The sequence below is a fragment of the Massilia phyllostachyos genome (genome assembly GCF_021044825.1).
Lineage (GTDB): Bacteria > Pseudomonadota > Gammaproteobacteria > Burkholderiales > Burkholderiaceae_D > Telluria > Telluria phyllostachyos.
In genome coordinates this window covers 133862-156356 of sequence record NZ_JAJNOC010000003.1, presented here as the reverse complement: position 1 = coordinate 156356, position 22495 = coordinate 133862, and the positions used below count along the sequence as shown (strand labels likewise).

General features: G+C 65.2%; 22 protein-coding genes. 9 read left to right on the top strand and 13 right to left on the bottom strand.

The features are described 5' to 3' along the window. Positions 1 to 51: 51 nt before the first annotated feature. The 3 genes from rbsK to LQ564_RS11585 all read right to left on the bottom strand — a co-directional run bounded on the left by rbsK (position 52) and on the right by LQ564_RS11585 (position 3484). Entirely contained in the window at positions 52 to 1017 is a 966-nt protein-coding gene (gene rbsK, locus LQ564_RS11595; RefSeq protein WP_231058270.1) for a ribokinase, read from the bottom strand. A 157-nt stretch (positions 1018 to 1174) separates the two neighbouring features. Further along, a complete protein-coding gene (locus LQ564_RS11590) occupies positions 1175 to 2176 on the bottom strand; it encodes a LacI family DNA-binding transcriptional regulator (protein WP_231058269.1) in 1002 nt (333 codons plus the stop codon). Next, entirely contained in the window at positions 2177 to 3484 is a 1308-nt protein-coding gene (locus tag LQ564_RS11585; protein ID WP_231058268.1) for a serine hydrolase domain-containing protein, read from the bottom strand. 276 nt (positions 3485 to 3760) lie between these two features. Here LQ564_RS11585 and LQ564_RS11580 point away from each other — a divergent pair, with 276 nt between their 5' ends. From LQ564_RS11580 to LQ564_RS11550, 7 genes are all read left to right on the top strand, one after another. After that, complete coding sequence (locus tag LQ564_RS11580; RefSeq protein ID WP_231058267.1) at positions 3761 to 4336, top strand: TerD family protein; 576 nt, start codon at positions 3761 to 3763, stop codon at positions 4334 to 4336. A 91-nt stretch (positions 4337 to 4427) separates the two neighbouring features. Continuing rightward, the gene (locus LQ564_RS11575) at positions 4428 to 5459 is read left to right on the top strand and encodes an ATP-grasp domain-containing protein (protein ID WP_231058266.1); all 1032 of its coding nucleotides are present in this window, start codon (positions 4428 to 4430) and stop codon (positions 5457 to 5459) included. Beyond that, positions 5456 to 6640, top strand: coding sequence for a phosphoribosyltransferase domain-containing protein (locus LQ564_RS11570; protein ID WP_231058265.1), 1185 nt, complete (start codon positions 5456 to 5458; stop codon positions 6638 to 6640). The genes LQ564_RS11575 and LQ564_RS11570 overlap by 4 nt, the downstream gene beginning before the upstream one ends. Next, positions 6618 to 7379: a hypothetical protein gene (locus LQ564_RS11565; RefSeq protein WP_231058264.1), complete on the top strand. Its 762-nt coding sequence runs from the start codon at positions 6618 to 6620 to the stop codon at positions 7377 to 7379. Before LQ564_RS11570 ends, LQ564_RS11565 begins: the two co-directional genes overlap by 23 nt. Next, positions 7376 to 8461 (top strand): cysteine protease StiP domain-containing protein, encoded by a 1086-nt coding sequence (locus LQ564_RS11560; protein ID WP_231058263.1) that lies wholly within the window; start codon positions 7376 to 7378, stop codon positions 8459 to 8461. Before LQ564_RS11565 ends, LQ564_RS11560 begins: the two co-directional genes overlap by 4 nt. Beyond that, the gene (locus LQ564_RS11555; protein ID WP_231058262.1) at positions 8454 to 9347 is read left to right on the top strand and encodes an HpcH/HpaI aldolase/citrate lyase family protein; all 894 of its coding nucleotides are present in this window, start codon (positions 8454 to 8456) and stop codon (positions 9345 to 9347) included. The genes LQ564_RS11560 and LQ564_RS11555 overlap by 8 nt, the downstream gene beginning before the upstream one ends. Beyond that, on the top strand, positions 9344 to 10564 hold the full coding sequence (locus LQ564_RS11550; protein WP_231058261.1) for a TerD family protein: 1221 nt from the start codon (positions 9344 to 9346) through the stop codon (positions 10562 to 10564). Before LQ564_RS11555 ends, LQ564_RS11550 begins: the two co-directional genes overlap by 4 nt. Before the next feature lie 38 nt (positions 10565 to 10602). On the opposite strand, the gene LQ564_RS11545 is transcribed toward LQ564_RS11550, so the two are convergent. The 3 genes from LQ564_RS11545 to LQ564_RS11535 all read right to left on the bottom strand — a co-directional run bounded on the left by LQ564_RS11545 (position 10603) and on the right by LQ564_RS11535 (position 12114). Next, the gene (locus LQ564_RS11545) at positions 10603 to 10875 is read right to left on the bottom strand and encodes a hypothetical protein (protein WP_231058260.1); all 273 of its coding nucleotides are present in this window, start codon (positions 10873 to 10875) and stop codon (positions 10603 to 10605) included. Positions 10876 to 11015: 140 nt separating this feature from the next. Next, a complete protein-coding gene (locus tag LQ564_RS11540; RefSeq protein ID WP_231058259.1) occupies positions 11016 to 11654 on the bottom strand; it encodes a nucleotidyltransferase domain-containing protein in 639 nt (212 codons plus the stop codon). A gap of 130 nt (positions 11655 to 11784) precedes the next feature. Then, on the bottom strand, positions 11785 to 12114 hold the full coding sequence (locus LQ564_RS11535) for a hypothetical protein (RefSeq protein WP_231058258.1): 330 nt from the start codon (positions 12112 to 12114) through the stop codon (positions 11785 to 11787). Between the two features lie 455 nt (positions 12115 to 12569). On the opposite strand from LQ564_RS11535, the gene LQ564_RS11530 reads away from it, so the two are divergent. Beyond that, positions 12570 to 12767 carry a hypothetical protein gene (locus LQ564_RS11530; RefSeq protein WP_231058257.1) on the top strand — a complete coding sequence of 66 codons (198 nt, stop codon included), beginning with the start codon at positions 12570 to 12572 and terminating at the stop codon, positions 12765 to 12767. Between the two features lie 83 nt (positions 12768 to 12850). Here LQ564_RS11530 and rpsJ read toward each other — a convergent pair whose 3' ends face one another. The 5 genes from rpsJ to rpsL form a co-directional block, all read right to left on the bottom strand. After that, a complete protein-coding gene (gene rpsJ, locus LQ564_RS11525; RefSeq protein WP_036209000.1) occupies positions 12851 to 13168 on the bottom strand; it encodes a 30S ribosomal protein S10 in 318 nt (105 codons plus the stop codon). A 247-nt stretch (positions 13169 to 13415) separates the two neighbouring features. After that, positions 13416 to 14606, bottom strand: a complete 1191-nt coding sequence (gene tuf, locus LQ564_RS11520) for an elongation factor Tu (protein WP_231058184.1) — start codon at positions 14604 to 14606, stop codon at positions 13416 to 13418. A gap of 86 nt (positions 14607 to 14692) precedes the next feature. Continuing rightward, positions 14693 to 16798, bottom strand: a complete 2106-nt coding sequence (gene fusA / locus LQ564_RS11515; RefSeq protein WP_231058256.1) for an elongation factor G — start codon at positions 16796 to 16798, stop codon at positions 14693 to 14695. A gap of 89 nt (positions 16799 to 16887) precedes the next feature. Beyond that, on the bottom strand, positions 16888 to 17358 hold the full coding sequence (gene rpsG, locus LQ564_RS11510) for a 30S ribosomal protein S7 (protein WP_231058255.1): 471 nt from the start codon (positions 17356 to 17358) through the stop codon (positions 16888 to 16890). A 149-nt stretch (positions 17359 to 17507) separates the two neighbouring features. After that, the gene (gene rpsL, locus LQ564_RS11505; protein WP_027867278.1) at positions 17508 to 17894 is read right to left on the bottom strand and encodes a 30S ribosomal protein S12; all 387 of its coding nucleotides are present in this window, start codon (positions 17892 to 17894) and stop codon (positions 17508 to 17510) included. A gap of 375 nt (positions 17895 to 18269) precedes the next feature. On the opposite strand from rpsL, the gene LQ564_RS11500 reads away from it, so the two are divergent. Then, the gene (locus LQ564_RS11500) at positions 18270 to 19973 is read left to right on the top strand and encodes a phosphoethanolamine transferase (RefSeq protein ID WP_231058254.1); all 1704 of its coding nucleotides are present in this window, start codon (positions 18270 to 18272) and stop codon (positions 19971 to 19973) included. Here LQ564_RS11500 and LQ564_RS11495 read toward each other — a convergent pair. Beyond that, positions 19960 to 21498, bottom strand: coding sequence for a MutS-related protein (locus LQ564_RS11495; protein WP_231058253.1), 1539 nt, complete (start codon positions 21496 to 21498; stop codon positions 19960 to 19962). The two genes, LQ564_RS11500 and LQ564_RS11495, sit on opposite strands and share 14 nt — an antisense overlap. Before the next feature lie 35 nt (positions 21499 to 21533). Beyond that, positions 21534 to 22427: a LysR family transcriptional regulator gene (locus LQ564_RS11490; protein WP_231058252.1), complete on the bottom strand. Its 894-nt coding sequence runs from the start codon at positions 22425 to 22427 to the stop codon at positions 21534 to 21536. Positions 22428 to 22495 lie beyond the last annotated feature (68 nt).

Sequence of the window (22495 nt, the reverse complement as noted above, 5' to 3'; positions counted from 1 at the left end):
GAAACGCCGCATCGTGGCGGCGGCCGTCGGTGCGTCCGGTCGGTGGTCAGGTCATGGCGAGCCTCGGCGTTGGGTCATCAGGTGGATCACTTCGTCGCGCGTCGGGATCGCGCTCTGGGCGCCGATCCGGGTGACGGTCAGGGCCGCTGCATACTGGGCTTCGGCGACGGCGGCGCCCAAGTCGTGGCCGCGCGCCAGTCCGACCGTGAGCGAGCCGACGAAAGTGTCGCCGGCGGCGGTGGTGTCGACCGCATCCACCTGCACGGCCGGGATGAAACGGGTGTAATCGGGGCTGGACACCAGCACGCCCTGATCGCCCATGGTCAGCAGCACGACGGCGGCGCCGCGCGCACGCAGGGCGCCGGCGGCGCGCACCGCGCTTTCCGGATCGTCGACCGCGATCCCGCTCAGCTGGGCGGCCTCCGTTTCATTGACCACCAGGTAGTCCACCTGGGACAGCAGCGCGTCGTCGAGGTCGCGCGCCGGCGCCGGATTGAACACCACGCCGACCCCGTGCGCGCGCGCGATGGCGATCGCGCGGCGCACGCTGTCGAGGGGCGATTCGAGCTGGCAGACCAGGAAGGCCGCCGCCGCGATCGCCGGGCTGGCGGCGTCCACCTGAGCCACGCTGAGGAGGTCGTTGGCCCCGGGGGCGATCACGATGCTGTTGGCGCCGTCATCGGCGACGAAGATGCCGGCCACGCCACTGGCGGCGGCGTCGCTGGAAACGATATGCCCGGTGCCGATCCCCTCCGCGGCCAGCCCTGCCAAAGCCTGCTGTCCAAACAGGTCGGCGCCGACCGCGCCGACGAAGTCCACCGTCGCGCCCTGGCGCGCGCAGGCCACAGCCTGGTTCGCGCCCTTGCCGCCTGGCGTCTGGAAGAAATGCCGGCCAGTGATCGTCTCACCGACCGTGGGCATGCGGGGCGTCCTGAACACGAGGTCCATATTGATGCTGCCGACCACGGCGATGCGTGGCCGCACGCCGGGGAGCGTGCCCGTGCTCTTGCTGTTCATGTGTCTCCAACTCTTCTTTTTGCCGCGCGCAATCGTTTGCGCAATCGTTTGACACATTGAACAATGGCCAAACTGCAATGTCAAGAAGTAATTGAACAAGGGCAGGACAGGGGTGCGGCAGGCTCCTGCGGCATCATCCGCCGTGGGCGCAGGCGCGCTAGCGTGGCGCGGCGGTCGACTGGCGCGCCACCAGCCGGGTTTGCAGCAGTTCGCGCCGCAGCGGCTGGGCGCTGCCCATGATGCGCTCCATCAGCATGCCGACGATGCGCTGGCCCATGTCGTACTTGGGCTGGGCCATGGTGCTCAGGCGCGGCGTCGAATACGAGGCCAGGGCGATGTCGTCGTAGCCGATCACCGACAGGTCGGAAGGGATGCGCAGGCCGGCCTCGCTGGCCGCGCACAGGGCGCCGATCGCCATCAGGTCGTTGCCGGCGAAGACCGCGGTGGGGCGCTTGCCCAATTTCAGCAGCTGCTGCAGGGCGCGGTAGCCGCCTTCGCTGGTGAAATTGCTGTACACCAGGTAGCCGGACGGCGCATCGAGTCCGGCCTCCGCGAGCGCGCGCCGGTAGCCGTTGACGCGGTCGAGGCTGGGCGGCAAGTCGCGGGGACCGGAAATGCAGGCGATCGCGCGGTGACCGAGCTCGATCAGGTGGCGGGTGGCCAGGTAGCCGCCGGTTTCGTGGTCGGCTTCGACGAAGTCCGCCTGGACGCCGGCCACTTCGCGGTCGACCAGCACCATCGGGGTCTGCTGGTGCGCCAGCAAACGCGCCAGTTCCTCGTCGGCGCCGCTGGCGACCAGGATCATGCCGTCGATGCGCTTTTCGATCAGCACGCGCAGGTAAGCCGCCTGCTTGCGCGGGTCGTCGTAGGCGTTGCAGAGAATGACGTTGTAGCCGACCTTGAAGGCGGCGTCCTCGATCCCCTGGATCAGTTCGGCGAAGTACGGGTTCGAATTGTTCGGGACCATCATCCCGATCGTGTGCGTGCGGTCGTTCTTGAGGCTGCGCGCGACGGCGCTCGGGATGTAGCGCATCTCGGCGATCACGGCGGTCACGCGCTCGCGCACGTCGTCGCTGACCACCCGGGTATTGTTGATCACATGCGAGACCGTCGAGGTCGAGACCCCGGCGCGCTCCGCTACCTGCTTCATGGTCGCCATTTACGGCCCTTTCACTTGCACCAGGCTCTGGTAGACGAGGTTGTAGAAGGGCACGGCCAGCCGTGGCGGATCCTGCGGCAGGCCTTGCGGCAGGTGCTGGGTCATCAGGATCGCCACCAGTTTTTCCTGGCGGTCGACCGTGTAGTAGGTGCCGGCCGCGCCCGACCAGCCGTACTGCCCCACCGAGCCGGGACGGCCGCGGCGCGCGGTGTCCAGCACCACCGAGCCGCCCAGGCCGAAGCCTTCGCCGGGGCTGGACTCGCGCACGCCGGCGTCGAGCTGGGTGAGCTGGTTCTGCATCATGAAGTCGACCGTCTTGCGGCCCAGGATGGTCACGCCGTCCAGGCTGCCGCCATCGAGCAGCATCTGGGCGAAGCGCGCGTAGTCGCCGGCGGTCGAGTACAGGCCGCCGGCGCCGCTGAAGTAGGGATTGCTGCGCTCGCCCGCGGCCGCGATGCTGCCGGGCGCCGGCGGCGCCAGCCGGCCGTCGGCGCCGGTGGTGGTCATGGCGGCGATGCGCGCGCGCTTGGCCAGCGGCACCTCGAAGCCGGTGTCGCGCATGCCCAGCGGCGCGAAGATGCGGCGCTCCAGGTAAACGTCCAGCGGCATCCCGGACAGCACTTCGACCAGGCGACCGGCCACCTGGATCGGCACGCCGTCGTAATGGAATTCGGCGCCGGGTTCGTGCGCCAGCGGCAGCGGCGCCAGGCGCGCCACGTAGTCGGCCAGGTCGCGCGACTCGCCCAGCGCGGCGCGCTCGAACAGCAGCGTGAGCGGCTGTCCCTCCTTGCCGTAGACGGCGAAGCCGGGGGTGTGGGTGAGCAGGTGGCGGATCGTGAGCGGCCGCGCCACGGGCCGGCTCTGCGGCGCGTCGAGCGGGCCGCCGGTATGCACGCGCATCGCGCGCAGTTCGGGCAGGTATTTGCCGACCGGGTCGTCGAGGGCGAACCTGCCCTCCTCCATCAGGGTCATCATGGCGACCGCAGTGACGGTCTTGCTCATCGAATAGATGCGGAAGATGGCGTCGCGCGGCATCGGACGGGTGCGCGCGAGGTCCAGGTGGCCGTAGGCGCGCCAGTCGACGATCCGCCCGTTGCGAGCCAGCAGCGTGACCGCACCCAGGTAATCGCCGCGCGCGGCCAGGCCACCGATGAAATCGTGCAGGCGCGCCAGGCGCGCGCCGGACATCCCCTGGCTGTCCGGCGCGGCCACCGGCAGCGGCGTAGCCGAGCCGGACGCTGCCGGCAGGGGCGCGGACGTGGCGGCGAGCAGGACGGCGAGGGTGAGCGCGCTCAGCGTCGGTGGCATGATAATCCTGGCAATCGATAACAGGCCGGATTGTACTTTGGAAAATGTGTCGTGCGTACATCCGGATGTGCCGGCGCCTTCTTTCCCGCCACTGCGATCGTGACCGGAACGTGACATGAGGCTGATCACGGCGCCCGTCGCCGAGAGCGGCGAATGTGACTTCCGGGCCAGCCAAGTCACTGTGTACAATCGAGCAATTAACGCCTATATTGGCGTTTGCTCCCGATGCTGCAGCGGCATCGGGACCATCCTACCGACTACCCAAAAGGAGTGCACATGGCAATCAGTCTGCAGAAAGGCGGCAACGTCAACCTGAGCAAGGAAGCCCCGAACCTGACCAAGGTCATCATCGGCCTGGGCTGGGATCCGCGCTCGACCGACGGCGCCGCTTTCGACCTCGACGGCAGCGCCTTCATGCTCAAGGCCGACGCCAAGGTCCGCGGCGACAGCGATTTCATCTTCTACAACAACCTGAAGTCGAGCGACGGCTCGGTGGTCCACGCCGGAGACAACACCACCGGCCAGGGCGACGGCGACGACGAGAAGCTCACCGTCGACCTGACCCGCGTGCCGCCGGAAGTGGAAAAAATCTCCTTCTGCGTCACCATCCACGATGCCGACGCGCGCCGCCAGAGCTTCGGCCAGGTCGCCAAGGCCTATATCCGCTGCCTGAACGCCGCCGGCGAAGCCGAGATCGCGCGCTACGACCTGTCCGAAGATAGCTCGACCGAAACCGCGATGATCTTCGGCGAACTGTACCGCCATAACGGCGAGTGGAAGTTCCGCGCGGTCGGCCAGGGCTTCAAGGGCGGCCTCGGCCCACTGGCGCGCTCCTTCGGCGTCAACGTCTGAGCAAAAGCACCCCCAGACCGGACGGCGCCGTCCTCCGGTCCCGCGCGCCCGCCCCTGCCGCGGGCGCGCCCTCATCCTCCCGAAAGACTTCATGCGCGTCTGGTACAACAGGACCTTTTCGTCCGTCTACACCGCCCTCAAACTGATCCGCGAGGCCGACACCGACGGCCGTTTCACCCTCATTCACAGCAATCCCAACCGCCACATGCCGGCGGCGCGCATCGCCCACGAGTTCCACGGCGAGCCGACCGGGCTCGAGGCAACGGCTTATGCCGACTGGTGCCTGGACTTCTGCCGCGACAAGCGCATCGACATCTTCGTGCCGGGCCGCGGCGCCTCCACCCTTGCCGCCCACCATGAGCGCTTCGCCGCGATCGGCACGCGCGTGCTGAGTGCGGCCACGCCCGCCAAGCTGGCGCTGATCCACGACAAGGCCGGCTTCTATGCCGAGACGATGCTGCCGCAGGCGCCGGTGGCCGAGTTCCGCCGCTTCGACAGCCTGGCCGGCTTCGATGCGGCCTGGGACGAGCTGCGTCCGCGCCACGCGAAACTATGCATCAAGCCCTCGCACGGCATCTACGGCATCGGCTTCGCCGTGGTCGACGAGGAGCGCAGCAGCGCGGCCCTGCTGCTGGCCGGCGTCGAGTACCACATCGGCTACCAGGACCTGCGCCGCGGCCTGGCCGAGCTGGGCGAGTTCCGCACCATGCTGCTGATGGAATACCTGGACGGCCAGGAATACAGCGTCGACTGCGTCGGCGACCATGGCCGCCTGGTCGCCGCGGTGGCGCGCCGCAAGCTGCCGCAGGCGGGTAGCGGGCAGCAGATCGACATGCGGCCGGAACTGATCGAGGCCACGGCCAGGCTGACCGCCGACTACGGCCTGAACGGCATCTATAACGTGCAGTTCCGCGACTCCGGCCAGGGCGACGCGCGCCGCGCCCGCCTGCTCGAGATCAACCCGCGCATGTCGGGCGGGATCGGCATGGCCTGCGCGGCCGGCCCCAACCTGCCCTGGATTGCCTTGAAGGGTTTCGCCGACGGCTTCGATAGCGTGACCGTGCCGGAAGTGCGCAACGGCATGCGCGTGATCGAAATGGCCGAGGCGCAGGAATTGCCATGAACGCGCAGCCCGATCCACGCGACCTGGGACGGCGCTGCGTGACGCTGCCCACCGGCGCCCTCGAGCTGACCCTGGGAGCAGGCGCTCTCGAAGCCGACGCGCTGCTCGGCTTCGCCGCGCGCGCCAACGCCAGGCGCGGCTTTCTTTTCCTGAGCAAGGTGCTGGGCAAGCACTGGCCGGTCACGCCATCGACCATGCTGCGTGTCCACGACCGCCTCGCCGCGACCGTGCCGCCAGTCGAGGGCCCAATCGTCTTCATCGCCATGGCGGAAACCGCGATCGGCCTGGGCCAGGGCGTGTTCGAAGCCTGGCTGTGCGCGCATCCGGGGCAGGAAGCCCTGTTCGTGCATACCACGCGCTACCGCGTGGGCAGCGGCGACCTGATCGAGTTCGAAGAAGCGCACAGCCACGCGCCGCGCCAGTTCCTGCACATGCCGCAGGACCCGGCCCTGCGCGCGCTGCTCCTGAGCGCCCGCACCCTGGTGCTGGTGGACGACGAGGCCAGCACCGGCAACACCTTCCTGAACCTGACCAATGCCTGCCGCCGCCTGAACCCGGGCATCGACCGGGTGCACCTGGCGACCATCACCAACTTCATGGGGGCGGATGCGACCGCCGGCCTGTCGGCGCGCTTCGGCCTGCCCGTGACCTTGGGCGCGCTGGTCGACGGCGAATACCGCTTCCAGCCGTCCGACTACGTGGCGCCGAACGACGCGGCGCAGCGCTTCGATCCGGATGCGGACCGCGGCGCCAGCACGGGCTTCGGGCGCCTCGGTTTGTCGCAGGCCTTGCGCGCGCCCGAGCAGCTGGCGGAACGCCTGGCCGCGGAGTTTGCGCCCGGCGCCACGGTCGCGGTGCTCGGCACCGGCGAATTCATGCACGCGGCGACGCTGCTCGGCGCGGCGCTGGAACGGCGCGGCGTGAACGTCAAGGTGCAGTCGACCACGCGCTCGCCGATCCTGACCTGGGGCGCGGTCAGCCACGCCCTGCGCTTCCCCGACAACTACGGCGAAGGGGTCGCCAACTTCATCTACAATATCGCGCCCGGCCAGTACGACCACGTGCTGGTCTGCCACGAGACCGCGTCCAATCCGGCCCTGCGCGAGCTCGCCGGCCTGCTGGACGCGCGCCTTTTCCACTTCCAGTCCGAGGATCACGTTGAAGAAGTTCCTGTTCGCTGACCTGGACGACACGCTGTTCCAGACCTTCGAGAAGTGCGGGCCGCTGAACGGCGCCGACCTGCTCGAGCCGGCCGCCTACTACAAGGACGGCAGCATCTGCTCGTACACCACGCGCGCCCAGCGCGCCTTCCTCTCCTTCGTGCAGGACGGGACGACGGTGATCCCGACCACCGCGCGCGACCACGATGGCCTCAAGCGCGTGCACCTGCCCTTCGACAGCTACGCCATCATCAACTACGGCGGCGTGGTGCTGGAACCGGGCGGTGAAGCCAACCGGCCGTGGCTCGAGCAGAGCCGCGCCGCCATGCACGCCGCCCTGCCTGGCTTGCAGGAGCTGGCGCGCCACCTCGACGACTACTGCGCGCGCACCGGTTACAAGGGCCGCGCGCGCATGATCGAGGATTTCGCCACGCCCTTCTTCCTGGTCGTGAAGGATCCGGACAAGCGCCACGAACGCCTGGCCACGGTCGAGCAGGAAGCGGTGCTGCCCTGGATCGCCGACGGCCACGATGAGTACTGCGTCCACCGCAACGGCAACAACCTGGCCATCCTGCCGAAGACGCTGGACAAGGCCAATGCGGTGGCCCACGTCACCGCGCTGCTGCGCGAAGAGCACGGCGACATCGTGACCTTCGGCATGGGCGACAGCCGGTCGGATGCGCGCTTCATGGCGGCCTGCGACTACGCCATCGTCCCGCGCGCCACCCAGCTGGCGCGCCTGACCGTGGAGGCGCTGTGAGCTTTTCGGGCAGCTACCGCGCCGGCGACGTCGACTTCCTGCTGACCCGCCTGCCCGCGCAGGAATTCACGGAGGTAGCGGAGAAGGAGCGCCTGATCCAGTCCGGCCGGCGCCACTACAGCCAGATGCTGTCGCCCGAATCGCCGCCCTCGCCGCGCTACATGACGGTGTTCGAGGACGCCTGCCGCGCCAACAACGCGCGCTTGGCGGCCGACTGCCTGCGCCTGGCGCAGCTGATCGCCGCGCGGCATCCGGGCGCGATCACCGTCGTCTCGCTGGCGCGCGCCGGCACGCCGGTCGGCGTGATCGTGACGCGCCTGCTGCGCGAGGTGCTGGGGCGCGAGGCCGTGCACTACTGCGTCTCGATCGTGCGCGACCGCGGCATCGATGGGGCCGCGCTGCGCCACATCCTCGCGAATGGCCACGCGCCGGAATCGATCGTGTTCGTGGACGGCTGGACCGGCAAGGGCGTGATCGCGCGCGAGCTGGCGTCGTCGGTCTCCGCCTTCAATGCGCGCGAGCGTACGCGGATCGACAGCGGGCTGTACGTGCTGTCGGACCTGGCCGGGGCGGCGGCCTGCGCCGCTTCAGGCGACGACTACCTGATCCCGTCCAGCATCCTGAACGCGACGGTGTCGGGGCTGGTCAGCCGCACGGTGCTGGACGAGCGCATCGGGCCGGACGATTTCCATGGCTGCGTCTATTACGGCGAGTTCGCCGCGCACGATCAGTCGCAGCGCTTCGCGGACGAGGTCACGGCGCTGGCGATTGCGCGCGCAGCGCAACTGCCGCCCGCGGTGCAGCCCGACGCACACGCGGCAGCGCAGCGTTCGCGCGCCTGGCTCGAAGGCGCCATGGCGCGCTACGGCGTCAACGACGTCAATCTCATCAAACCCGGCATCGGCGAAGCCACACGCGTGCTGCTGCGCCGCGTGCCGCGCCTCTTGCTGCTGCGCGCATCCGGCGCGCCGGACGTGGCCCACCTCGAAGTGCTGGCCGAAGAAAAACAGGTCCCGGTCGAGATCGACCCGAGCCTGCCCTACCACGCAGTATCCCTGATCAGGAGTGCATCGGATGGCTAAATCACTGGGCGCGTCGCTGTACGTGCCGGCCAATCACAAGAGCCTGGCGAGCATCGCGAACGGTGAAAAACTGCCGCAGGCGCGCTCGCTCATCTTCTGCCTGGAAGATGCGATCGCCGACCGGGAGCTGAGCTGGTCGCTGTTCAACCTGTCGGTGGTACTGGCGAACATGCGCGCCGGGATCCCGGCCGAGCGCTTCGTGCGCGTCCGTAATCCCGAGGTCATGGCGCGCGTGCTGGCCATGCCCGGCGCCGACAAGCTCACCGGTTTCGTGCTGCCCAAGGTCACGCGCCAGAACTTCGAGACCTACTTCCGCCTGGTGCGCGATACCGACCACGTCCTGATGCCGACGCTGGAAACGGCCGAGGTGTTCAGCGACAGCGAGATGCAGCTGCTGCGCGCCGCCTTCGAGGCGCCCGGCGTGCGCCATCGCATCCTGGCCCTGCGCATCGGCGGCAACGACCTGCTCGCCCTGCTCGGCCTGCGCCGCCCGCGCGGCATGACGATCTACCGCACCCCGCTCGGCCCCGTGATCGCGCGCCTGGTGACGACCTTCCGTCCCTACGGCTTCTCGCTCACCGCGCCGGTGTTCGAGTACCTCGACCTGCCGGAGCTGCTGGACCAGGAAGTGCTCGAAGACCTCGCCTACGGCATGGTCGGCAAGACCGCGATCCACCCGACCCAGATCGCGCCGATCGAGCAGCACTACAAGGTGCGCCCGCAGGATCTCGCGGTGGCGCGCGCCATCCTCGACGAGGCCAGCCCCGCCGTGTTCCGCATGGACGACGCCATGTGCGAAGTCGCCACCCACCGCGCCTGGGCCGAGCGCCTGGTCGAGCAATCCCACCGCTTCGGCGCCCGTTCGATGGAAGGAGAACCGACATGAGCACCTTTTCGCGCGGCCAGAAGGCCAAGCTGGCGGACCTGGGCTGCGGCCACGCCTTCACCGTCGAGGTGGACCTCCACGCGCCCGGCATGTCGGTCGACGTGTCCTGCTTCGGCCTGGATGCGCAGGACAAGCTGTCGGACGACCGCTACATGGTGTTCTACAACCAGCTGGCCAGCCCGGAAGGCGCGGTGCGCCTCGAGCTGGCGGGTTCGGGATCGCGCTTCGCCGTCAACCTCGACACCCTGCCGGCGTCGATCTCCAAGCTGGTGTTCGTGGCCGCCATCGACGGCGCCCAGACCATGCGCGCCTTGGGCAGCTGCACCTTGAAGATCGGCGGCGCCGTCGGCTTCCCGCTGTCGGGATCGGACTTCGGCGACGAAAAGGCCATCATCATCGCGGAGCTGTACCGCCGCGACGGCAGCTGGCGCTTCGGCGCGGTCGGCCAGGGATTCAATGGTGGCCTGTCGGCGCTGCTGGCGCACTTCGGCGGCACCGAGGCGGCGCCCAAAGCGGCTCCTGCTCCGGCGCCGGCTGCGCCGAAGGTCTCGCTGTCCAAGGTCACGCTCGAAAAACGCGGCGACAAGGTTTCGCTCGACAAGCGCGCCGGCCGCGGCTTCGGCCGCATCCACGTCAACCTGAACTGGAACCAGTCCGCCACCGCCGCGCCGCAGCCGGCGAAGACCGGTTTCTTCGACAAGCTGATGAGCGGCGCGACCGCTGGCCGCAAGGGCCGCGGCGGCATCGACCTCGACCTCGGCTGCATGGTCGAACTGGCCGACGGCCGCCGCGGCCTGGTGCAAGCCCTCGGCAACGCCTGGGGCGACTTCGAGCGCGAACCCTACATCCGCCTCGACGCCGACGACCGCACCGGCGCGACCGCCGGCGGCGAGAACCTGTTCATCAACGGCGAACGCTTCGACGGCATCCGCCGCGCGCTGATCTTTTCCTTCATCTACGAGGGCGTGCCCAACTGGTCCGCGACCGACGGCGTGGTGACCATCGCCGCTCCCGAGCAGGCGCCGATCGAAGTGCGCCTGGACGGCGGCGGCAACCAGATGATGTGCGCCATCGCCCTGATCGAGAACCGCGGCGGGTCCCTGGTGGTGACCAAGCTGGCCGAGTACTTCCAGCAGCAGGGCGGCACCAGCGCGCACGAGCTGATGGACCGGCACTTTGGTTTTGGCTTGAGGTGGAAGACGGGCTCGAAAGACTGAGCCGACGCGTGGAACATTGAGCTGACAAGGCAGCTTATTCAGCTGCCCTTGTTTTTCAAGTCGTGCGCACCCTTGAACTTCTTGTCGTTGAAGTCGACCTCTTCTTTTACACTTTTGACAGCGTCGACCAGGTCGTCGATCATGCCTTCCGTCGGATCGACAATGTCACCTTCATAGTCCGACTTGTTTCTGGCGTTATGTGCAGCGGACAAGGTGGCCTTTGCCCCGGATGCGCCGGGAAGAAGTACATCGAGAATACCGTAGAGTAAAGCCCGATGTCCCCGATCGGAAGATGTCCGGTAGCCCGCCATCTTGAGCGCTGCGGTAAGAAGTGTGCCCGGCTATATTGCCGACCATGAGCCTTGTCAGGCTGCCGTTATGCTTGTTCTGGGCGTCTGTCAGGTAGCTCGTGGCGGCGTCGATATGGGCTTTGATCTCGATCAGGTCAGCCTCATAGGGAGAGACGAGTCCCCTGCTCTGCAAGTTGGCGAGTTGATCGCTTGAGCTCATCCTTGCCTCCTATGACGAAAATCTTTTCCGCTGCCAGCATTCTGGACACGAAGGCGTTTTCATCAACAATTTTTTTCCGAATCTCGTCTGAAGTATAGACGATGCAGCTCACAGGACGGCCGACCGTTTCTTCGATCGCTGCCATGGCTGACATGACTTCGCGGTTTCTTGCCGAACCGATGACACATACATCGACGTCGCTCCCTGGCCTCTCTTCACCCCGTGCCACGGATCCGAAGATAAAAGCACATTCGATTCCCGCAATCTGGGAAAGTGCTTCCTGAATCGTGTCAGCCAACCCGGCTGTTTTGCGCGCAATTCCCTTGAGCTCATCGAAGATTGGACAGTCGCTGTTGGCTCTCACACGTCGCCTGTTTCCATCGCGTTCGTCCAGTACGATGCCTGCCATTGCGAGCGTAGTGATTTCCTTGCTTAACATTGTGGGAGACACGTTGGCAGCACGCGCCAGCTCTCTCAAATGCCAGGATTGTTCTGGTCGAGTGAACAGACGCGCGATCACCGCCTTGGTCGTCTTGGTAAAAAGTGCGTCTGCGAGTGAAACGCGATGTGGGAGCTTCATTGTACCTGGATCTGCTTGTATCGATTATCGATACGATTGCAAACGAAAGCGATACGTAATTGCATCGTCATTCGATACGATCGTTAATCAAACCGGTACAAAATATGTCTGCGAGATCACTAGCCCGAGTTCACCACTTGCAACCCGTATCGGTGATGGTGTCGATCGCCAGCGGAATCAGGGCGATCAGGTTGAGCTTCTCTCCGCCGCTGTACTTCTTGGTGCACGGCGGCCGCTTGGTGTTGGCGATGGCGCGGCCCAGATCCCTCTTCTCGGCCTCCAGCCGGCTCTCGGCGGCCCGCACCTGTTCGAACGGCTCCGGCGCGTAGTCCTTGCTGGCGCGGCGGGCGTCGGCGCGCAGGGCGGCCATGTCGAGCTTTGGCGATGGTGAGGCGGACGGCGCTGCGACTTCTGTCGGCGCCTGCCTTGCTGCCGGTTCGGCTGGGGAGACGATTGTCATGGCCGGCTGCGCCTCGCTCCTTATCGCAGCCGGGCGGCTGCGGCGTAGCGGCGGGGTCGTAATGGGCGCCGCGCGCTCCGCCACTACCGGCGCGGCCGGTCTCGGCACCACGATGTAGCGCATGTATTCGACCGGACCGGTATCCTCGAGCCGGGGACGATTCGCGTGGTGAAGCAGTGCGGCGACGAGGACGAGGTGGGCGAGGACGATGGACAGGCCAGTGCCGAACCGTCGTGGCATGTGAAGCTGGGGCATCCGATAAGCGTGTGATGGTGATCGTGTCGATTACACCACGTGGGCCCTGCACGGACAATGTGGCCTGCATAAGCTGCCTGCCACGCCTATTAGCTTAAGTGCCGCGTAAGAATCCTCCCCACCAAGCTGCGTCGGCTATTGTGGTAGCTCAAAAGCCCAGCTGCAGCGAGTTCGACAATAGGCTTTTGCACGGAGGCCCCATGTCGAACTTCGATCACCTGCCGGACGATGCCACGCGCCTCACTTCGGCCACCATCCGCTCGCATTTCACGCATATGTCGCGCCATCCGACCATGGTCGGCTGGCTCGGCCGCTACGCCCTGGCCGTGCTGCTGCTCGGCGCCGTCGTGGTGCTGGGCGGCCAACTGGCGCCGGTCCTCCACGCACTGTTTCAGTAAGCCATCAAAGACAAAGGCCGGAAACCCTCGCGGATTCCCGGCCTTCTTTTCCCTGGCGGATCGCTCCGCCGGCGGGAATGGAATTACTGCAGCTTGATTTCGACGTCGACGCCAGCCGGCAGGTCCAGCTTCATCAGTGCATCGACGGTCTTGTCGGTCGGATCAACGATGTCCATCAGGCGCTGGTGGGTGCGGATTTCGAACTGGTCGCGCGAGGTCTTGTTGACGTGCGGCGAACGCAGGATGTCGAAACGCTGGATGCGGGTCGGCAGCGGGACCGGGCCCTTGACCACTGCGCCGGTGCGCTTGGCGGTGTCGACGATTTCCAGGGCGGACTGGTCGATCAGCTTGTAGTCGAACGCTTTCAGGCGGATGCGGATTTTCTGGTTCGGAGCGGACATGCTATTTCCTTTAAAAGAACGTTCCGGCTTGACGCCGGCAATGTGTGAAAGGTGCTTCGGTACTGCTCAAGAGGCGGGAGTATATCACCCTTCCCCTTCATAAACATGGGGACAGGCCGAAAAAGCCTGTCCCCATTGTTGTGCCCGAGGGAGCGTTGCGGGGAATTCACGGGACATGTCCCGTGCCCGCATAGCGCCCAGCCCTTGCAAGGGCTGGGCGTCCCCGGGCGGATCTCGCTAACCGAAATTAGGCGATGATCTTTGCCACCACGCCGGCGCCGACGGTACGGCCGCCTTCGCGGATTGCGAAGCGCAGACCTTCTTCCATCGCGATCGGAGCGATCAGCTTGACGGTGATCGACACGTTGTCGCCTGGCATGACCATTTCTTTGTCAGCCGGCAGCACGATCGAACCGGTCACGTCAGTCGTACGGAAGTAGAACTGCGGACGGTAGTTGTTGAAGAACGGGGTGTGACGGCCGCCTTCGTCTTTCGACAGGACGTACACTTCGCCGGTGAAGTCGGTGTGCGGCTTGATCGAGCCCGGCTTGGCCAGGACCTGGCCACGCTGGACGTCTTCACGCTTGGTGCCGCGCAGCAGCAGGCCGACGTTGTCGCCAGCTTGACCCTGGTCCAGCAGCTTGCGGAACATTTCCACGCCGGTGCAGGTGGTCTTCACGGTGTCGATGATACCGACGATTTCGATCTCTTCGCCGACCTTGATGATGCCGCGCTCGACACGACCGGTCACCACGGTACCGCGGCCCGAGATCGAGAACACGTCTTCCACCGGCATCAGGAAGGCGCCGTCGACGGCACGTTCCGGGGTCGGGATGTAGCTGTCCAGGGCTTCGGCCAGGCGCTCGATGCACTCTTCGCCCATTTCGCCCGGCTGGCCTTCCAGCGCCATACGTGCCGAACCTTTGATGATCGGCAGGTCGTCGCCTGGGAACTCGTACTTCGACAGGAGCTCACGCACTTCCATTTCGACCAGTTCCAGCAGTTCCGCGTCGTCGACCAGGTCGCACTTGTTCAGGAACACGATGATGTACGGAACGCCAACCTGACGCGCCAGCAGGATGTGCTCGCGGGTCTGCGGCATCGGGCCGTCAGCGGCCGAGCACACCAGGATCGCGCCGTCCATCTGCGCAGCACCGGTAATCATGTTCTTGATGTAGTCGGCGTGGCCCGGGCAGTCGACGTGCGCGTAGTGACGGTTCGCGGTTTCGTATTCGACGTGCGCGGTGTTGATGGTGATGCCGCGTGCTTTTTCTTCCGGAGCCGCGTCGATCTGGTCGTAGGCCTTGGCTTCGCCGCCGAACTTCTTCGACAGAACGGTTGCGATTGCAGCCGTCAGGGTGGTTTTGCCGTGGTCAACGTGACCGATGGTGCCGACGTTGACGTGCGGCTTGGTCCGTTCGAATTTTTCCTTTGCCATTTCCTATCTTCCTTTAAAAGAAACGTTTATTTGTTTTTAGCTTGCTTGGAGACGAGACCCACATGGACCCCGTCTCCGGTCTTGTATTACTTGGCTTTCGCGGTGACGATCGCGTCGATCACGTGCTTCGGAGCTTCCGAATAGTGCTTGAACTCCATCGTGTAGGTCGCACGGCCCTGGGTCGCCGAACGCAGCGAGGTCGAGTAACCGAACATTTCCGACAGCGGGACTTCGGCCTTGATGATCTTGCCGCCGCCGCCCGGGATTTCGTCCATGCCCTGCACCATACCGCGGCGGGACGACAGGTCGCCCATCACGGAACCGGCGTAGTCTTCCGGCGTTTCCACTTCCACGGCCATCATCGGCTCGAGGATGACCGGATTCGCCTTACGGCAGCCGTCCTTGAACGCCATCGAGCCCGCCATGCGGAACGCGTTTTCGTTCGAGTCGACGTCGTGGTACGAACCGAAGGTCAGGGTGACTTTCACGTCCACCACCGGGTAACCAGCCAGCACGCCGGCGGTCAGGGTTTCGCGCACACCCTTCTCGACTGCCGGGATGTATTCGCGAGGAACCACACCGCCCTTGATGGCGTCGACGAATTCGAAGCCCTTGCCCGGCTCTTGCGGCTCGATCGACAGGACAGCGTGACCGTACTGGCCGCGACCGCCCGACTGCTTGACGAACTTGCCTTCGACGTCGGTGACTGCCTTGCGGATGGTTTCGCGGTAGGCGACCTGCGGCTTGCCGACGGTCGCTTCCACGTTGAACTCACGCTTCATGCGGTCAACGATAATTTCCAGGTGCAGCTCGCCCATACCACCGATGATGGTCTGGCCCGACTCTTCGTCGGTACGCACGCGGAACGACGGGTCTTCCTGAGCCAGACGGTTCAGTGCCAGGCCCATCTTTTCCTGGTCAGCCTTGGTCTTCGGCTCGACTGCCTGCTGGATGACCGGCTCCGGGAACACCATCTTTTCGAGGATGATCGGGGCCGACGGATCGCACAGGGTCTCGCCGGTGGTTGCTTCTTTCAGGCCGACTGCTGCGGCGATGTCGCCCGCGCGGACTTCCTTGATCTCTTCGCGCTGGTTCGCGTGCATCTGCAGAATACGGCCGACGCGTTCCTTCTTGCCCTTGATCGGGTTGTAGACGGTATCGCCCGAATTGATGACGCCCGAGTACACGCGGAAGAAGATCAGCTGGCCGACGAACGGGTCGGTCATGATCTTGAATGCCAGCGCAGCGAACTTCTCGCTGTCGTCGGCCTTGCGGGTGACCGGCTGGTCGTCTTCATCGGTGCCACCGACCGGCGGGATGTCCACTGGCGACGGCAGGTATTCGATGACCGCGTCCAGCATTGCCTGCACGCCCTTGTTCTTGAATGCGGTGCCGCACATCATCGGGACGATTTCGCCGTTGATGGTGCGCTCGCGCAGCGCCTTCTTGATCTCGGCTTCCGACAGGTCGCCTTCTTCCAGGTACTTGTTCATCAGGTCTTCCGACGCTTCCGCGGCGGTTTCGACCAGCTTTTCGCGCCACTCGTTGGCCGAATCGACCAGCTCGGCCGGCACGTCGACGTAGTCGAACTTCATGCCCTGCGAAGCGTCATCCCACAGGATCGCCTTCATCTTGACCAGGTCGACCACGCCCTTGAAGTTGTCTTCGGCGCCGATCGGGATCTGCAGCGGAATCGGGTTGGCCTTCAGGCGGGCGCGCATCTGCTCGTACACCTTGAAGAAGTTCGCACCGGTACGGTCCATCTTGTTGACGAAGGCCAGACGCGGGACTTTGTACTTGTTAGCCTGACGCCACACGGTTTCCGACTGCGGCTGCACGCCGCCGACTGCGCAGTAGACCATGCAGGCGCCGTCCAGCACGCGCATCGAACGTTCCACTTCGATGGTGAAGTCGACGTGGCCCGGGGTATCGATGATGTTGAAGCGGTGCGGCTCGAAGTTGTTGGCCATACCTTTCCAGAAGCAGGTCGTCGCTGCCGAGGTAATGGTAATGCCGCGTTCCTGCTCCTGCTCCATCCAGTCCATGGTGGCGGCGCCGTCGTGCACTTCACCGATCTTGTGGTTCACACCCGTGTAGAACAGGATGCGCTCGGTGGTGGTCGTTTTACCGGCGTCGATGTGAGCGGAAATACCGATGTTGCGGTAGCGCTCAATGGGGGTAGTGCGTGCCATAATTTTTCCTAAATCTTTGAATGGACAAAACCGGGCAACATTTTGAGATCAAAACGCGCCCGGCCTGAACAACAGATACTGCGAGATGCTTAGAAGCGGAAGTGCGAGAACGCCTTGTTCGCTTCTGCCATACGGTGCACTTCGTCACGGCGCTTCATCGCGCCGCCGCGCATTTCCGCGGCTTCCATCAGTTCACCACCCAGGCGTTGCGGCATGGATTTTTCGCTGCGCTTGTTTGCGGCTTCGCGCAACCAACGCATGGACAGCGCCATACGACGAACCGGACGAACTTCCACTGGCACCTGATAGTTGGCGCCACCGACACGGCGGGACTTGACTTCCACCAGCGGCTTGGCGTTGTTGATCGCGGTCGTGAACACTTCCAGCGGGTCTTTGCCCGATTTGGACTGGATGTATTCGAACGCACCGTAGATGATGTTTTCAGCGACCGATTTTTTACCGGACAGCATCAGGACGTTGACGAACTTGGCGACATCGGTGTTGCCGAATTTTGGATCCGGCAGGATTTCGCGCTTGGGTACTTCACGACGACGTGGCATTTCAATTCCTTCCTATCTTCAGTTGAGTGCGGGATCCGCACTCGCGAAAGACCCTCATGATCTTTCACTTACTCGGCCTTCCGGCCGGCTCAACTTAACTTTTCAATGTGACCTGTCTGTGACAGGGCCGCAGGATTACAGTCCGAGAATTACTTCTTGGCGCCTGCTTTAGCGCGCTTCGCACCGTACTTCGAGCGAGCTTGCTTACGGTCTTTCACGCCCTGGGTATCCAGCGCGCCGCGGACCATGTGGTAACGCACACCCGGCAAGTCTTTCACACGGCCGCCGCGGATCAGGACGACGCTGTGCTCTTGCAGGTTGTGGCCTTCACCGCCGATGTACGAAATGACTTCGAAACCGTTGGTCAGGCGAACTTTAGCGACCTTACGCAGTGCCGAGTTCGGCTTCTTCGGGGTCGTGGTGTAGACACGGGTGCAAACACCGCGCTTTTGCGGGCAGTTTTCCAGTGCCGGCGACTTGCTCTTCACAACCGCGGCTTCACGCGGCTTGCGAATCAGTTGATTGATGGTTGGCATCGTTCAAAAATCCAACAAAGTTACTACGTTGATGACCCGGGCCGATGCTGTCTTGGACCGGGGACTGAAACCTAGTCCCGGTTTCTTGCGCATAGCGGAGGCGACGAAAGCCACTCAACAAAAGGAGCGGCTGCGAATGCGTATACCACGTGCAGAATAAATCGAGAACCTGCGAGTATAGACCCGATATGGGCGAGGGTCAACCGCTTTGCCGTCTCGTCAAGGCCCTCGTCGGGGTAAACGGCGGTTTACCGTGGTGGATGTGGCAAGCTTGCTACAAAAATGGGCATATGGCCGCTTGGCGAGCCCAGCAAAAGATCGCATTTCCTGCGATAAAGACGAGATAATAGGCGATTTCGCCCATTACCCGCGTCGATGTCCCGTCCGCTGCGCCCCGCCACCCTGTACCTGCTGCTGAGCTATGCGCTGCTCTCCAGCATGCCCTTCATCGCCCGTCTCGTGGGTCCGCAGGAGGACGATGGCTGGCAATTGCTCGGCACCGGACTATGCGCCTGGATCGCGGTCTGGGCCCTGTGCAAGCGGCCGGCCTGGTTTCATCTCCTGCTGCTGCCGGCCTTCCTGGCGCTGCCGACCGAACTCTATCTGCTGACCTATTACGGCCAGGGCATTTCGACCCACCACCTGGGCATCATCACCGAGACCAGCCCCAGCGAGGCGCTGGAATTCCTGGGCGGGAAAGCCTGGCTGCTGGGTGCGGTCCTGCTCGCGGTGCTGCTGTGGTTCGGCTCGACCTGGGTGGTGGCCTGGCGTACGCGCGAACTGGATTGGGACGACCGCTCGCGCTGGGTCGTGCTGGCGGTGCTCGCCCTCGGCGCCGCGGCGGTGGCGTTCGGCGGCAAACTGGGCCTGCCTTCGCTCCCCGTTGAACGCGCCGTCGTGGCCCGCTCCTGGCCCTTCGGATTGACGATGCGCGGCGTCGACTTCTACAAGGAGCGCATTTATCTCGCGGAGCTGAACCGGCGCAGCGCGTCTTTTCGCTTCGGCGCTGCCCAGGCCGGGCCGGAACATGGCCCGCAAGTCGTGGTGGTCGTGATCGGCGAATCCTCGCGCTACGACCGCTGGAGCCTGAACGGCTACGTCCGCGACACCAATCCCCTGCTCGCGCGTGAAGAGAACCTGGTGATGCTGAAGGACGTGATCACCCCGGTGTCGGCCACGCGGCTGTCGGTGCCGGTCATCATTTCGCGCAAGCCCGCGATGCAGAGCCTGAAGGATGGCTTCACGGAGAAGTCCTTCCTGTCGGCGTTCAAGGAAGCCGGCTTCAAGACCTTCTGGATCTCGAACCAGGTCTCGTTCGGCAAGTTCGACACGCCGGTGTCGGTGTTCGCGAAAGAGGCGGACGACGTCCAGTTCCTGAACCTGGGCGGCTTCTCGGATGCGTCGAACCACGATGCGGTGCTGCTGGACCCGCTGCGGCGTGCGATCGCCGATCCGGCGCAGAAGGTGCTGGTGGTGCTGCATACCCTGGGCAGCCACTGGAACTACGGCCACCGCTATCCGAAGGAATTCGACCGCTGGCAGCCGTCGCTGCTGTCGCTTGAAAAGCCGGACTACACCGACGTGCGCATCGAGCCGCAGATGAACAACAGCTACGACAGCGCGATTCTCTATACCGACTGGTTCCTGTCGAACGTGATCGGGCTGCTGAAGGAATCAAGCCTGCCGTCGTCGCTCTTGTATGTGGCGGACCATGGCCAGACACTGTACGACAAGTCGTGCAAGATCGCCTTCCACGGGCATAACACGCAGTACGAATTCCACGTGCCGGCTTTCGTCTGGTATTCGGATGCCTACGGCGAGCGCTTCCCGGACAAGGTCGACCAGCTGCGCAAGCACCGTACATTCCGGCTCTCGACCGAGAACATGTTCCACACGGTGCTGGACATGGCGGACATCCGCTATCCCGGCGAGCGGCTGGACTGGAGCTTCGTCCATCCTTCGTTGAAGCGCCACAAGCGCTATGTCGACAGCTGGGGCTGGACCGACTACGACGATGCGACCATGAAGGGCGATTGCCGCGAGGTGATCGCCAACGGCAAGCCGCTCAGGCGTCAGTAGCGCTTGCCTGCTCGGCCAGGTGGGCACTGAGCCAGCGCGCCACCTCCGCCGCCCTGCCCTCGATCTCGGGACCGAAGCCTTGCGTGGCCAACAGCGCGATGCCGTTCGGGTCGCGCAGCACGCCCGGTGCGAGCACTGGCCGTCCGCTGCCGGTGTCAATGCGCAGCGGGTCGAACTCCGCTGCCAGGATGCGCGCCAGTACCAGGTTGTGCGAGGACACCAGCACCAGGTCACGCCTGGATAAACGTTCCAGCACTGCGCCGGCGGCCGACACCGACTCCAGGTGGTTGGTGCCGCGGAAGACTTCGTCGATCAGGCAGACGCCGGCCACGTCGGCCTGCAGCAGTTCGCGCGCGCGGCGCAGTTCCGACATATATAAACTCTCGCCGCCCAGCAGCGAATCCTCGTTCTGCATGCTGGCGCGCACCGGCACGGCCGGCAGGCGCGCGGACTTCGCATAGCAGAAGCCGAAGGCGCGCGCCGCCACCAGGTTCAGGCCGACCATGCGCAGAAACGTGCTCTTGCCCGACGCGTTCTGGCCCGAGATGAAGGCGCCGCGGCCGTCCAGCGTGACGGACAAGGCGCTGGGCTTGTCCATCAGCGGATGCGTGCCCTCTTCCAGCACCAGCCGGCGCGCCGGGCCGCGCTCGGCCCAGCACCAGCCGCCGCGCTCGCGCAAGTGACGCGCCAGCGCGACATCGGCCTCCAGCGTCGCGGCCTCCAGGTACAGCGTGCGCAGGAAGCCGCGCGCCGTCTCGACGCTGCGGATGGTCTTCCAGTAGCGGCCCACGTTGTAGGCGCCGAACCAGTTGAGATAGGGCTCGGCGAGCGGAATCGCGCGCAGCAGGAGCGAGCGCGCCAGGCGCTTGTGCAGGCGCGTGGTTTCCCGCTGCATCGCGACGAAGGGATCGAGCAGCGGTCCGCCCAGCAGCGCCAGCTTGCCGCTCGCCGATAGCAGCGCGTTCAGGCTGTCCAGCGTGTTCTTCCACATCTCGAGGCGGCGGTGATAACTGATCTGCAGCGCCATCAACGGCGCCAGCGCCGCGATGGTCGCGAGCCAGCCGAGCGGCTGGGTGGCCAGCAGGCCGAGCGAGACGAGCAGCAGGAACGGCAGCACCCAGGTGAAGTAGGCCCAGGCTGGCCGTGGCGGCAGCGTGTCCTCGAACAGCAGGCCGGCGACCTCAAGGCCGGCATGGCGCAGCGGCCGTAGCGCCGTTGTCAAGGCATCCAGCCGGGCCGGATCGTCCGCCAGGGCGCGCAGGCGCTCGCCCAGCGCCGCGCAGTCGGCATCGTCCAGGCCGTCGCGCAGGCGGCGGTGCAGCAGCTGGCGGCCGTAGATGCTGCTGCCTTGCGCCAGGCGTTCCTCATAGGTTTCCAGCAGCAGGTCGCGCCAGGTCTGCTCGTCGAGCGCGCGGCGCGGGTCGTGGGTGACGCTTTGCAGGCGGCCGATCTCGACCGTGGTGAAGAAGTGCTCGGGCGGTTCTGAATCGAGGTCGAACAGGCGGGCGAATGCGGAACGGATCATCGGGCGATCTTATCAGCCGCTCCATACCCCAAAGCTCAAGCATTGTCACCGACGCTGCCAGCCAGCTGTACGAACGCGTCCAGATAATCGAGCTTCGTCTCGTCCTCGCGCCGCCCGAGGAAGATCTGTTTCGGAATCCCGTTCGGCCCGAGGCGCACCGGCACGACCGGCATCCGCAGGCCGTACTCCTCCACCAGCCAGCGCGGCAGCGCCGCCACGCCGCGGCCGCTGGCGACCATCTGCATCAGGATGTCGGTGGTTTCGATGGTCTTGCGCTGGCGCGGCGCGCAGGCGGCGGGCAGGAAGAACATGTTGTAGATGTCGAGGCGGTCGATGTCGACCGGGTAGGTGATCAGGACTTCGTCCACCAGGTCGCAGGGTTCGACGTAGGCGCGTCCGGCCAGCGGATGGTCGCGCGCCACCACCAGCACCTGCTCGTAGTCGAATACCGGCACCCAGCTAAGGCCCGTCTTGTGCAGCGGGTCGGGCGTCACCAGCACGTCGATCTCCCATTCTTCCAGCGCCTTGATGCCGCCGAACTGGAAGCGCTGCTTGACGTCGACGTCGACGTCCGGCCAGGCCGCCAGGTAGGGCGCCACCACCTTCAACAGCCATTGATAGCAGGGCGCGCACTCCATCCCGATGCGCAGGGTGCCGCGCTGGCCTTGCGCGTACTGGCTCATCAGGCGCTCGGCGTGCTCGAACTGGGGCAGCAGGCGGCTGGCCAGGGCCAGTAGATACAGGCCCGCCGGAGTCGGGCGCAGGCTGCGGCCGTCGCGGGTCCAGACGTCGACGCCGATCTGCCCCTCCAGCTTGCGGATCGCGTGGCTCAACGCGGACTGGGTCAGGTGCAGCGCTTCGGCGGCAGCGGTCAGCGAACCGCGGCTTGCTACTTCGCGCAGGATCAGCAGGTGGATACGCTCGATCATGATGCATGAATTAATTCGATTGATATATGAAATCATATCAATTTTATTCATGGGTTGTCCGACCTATC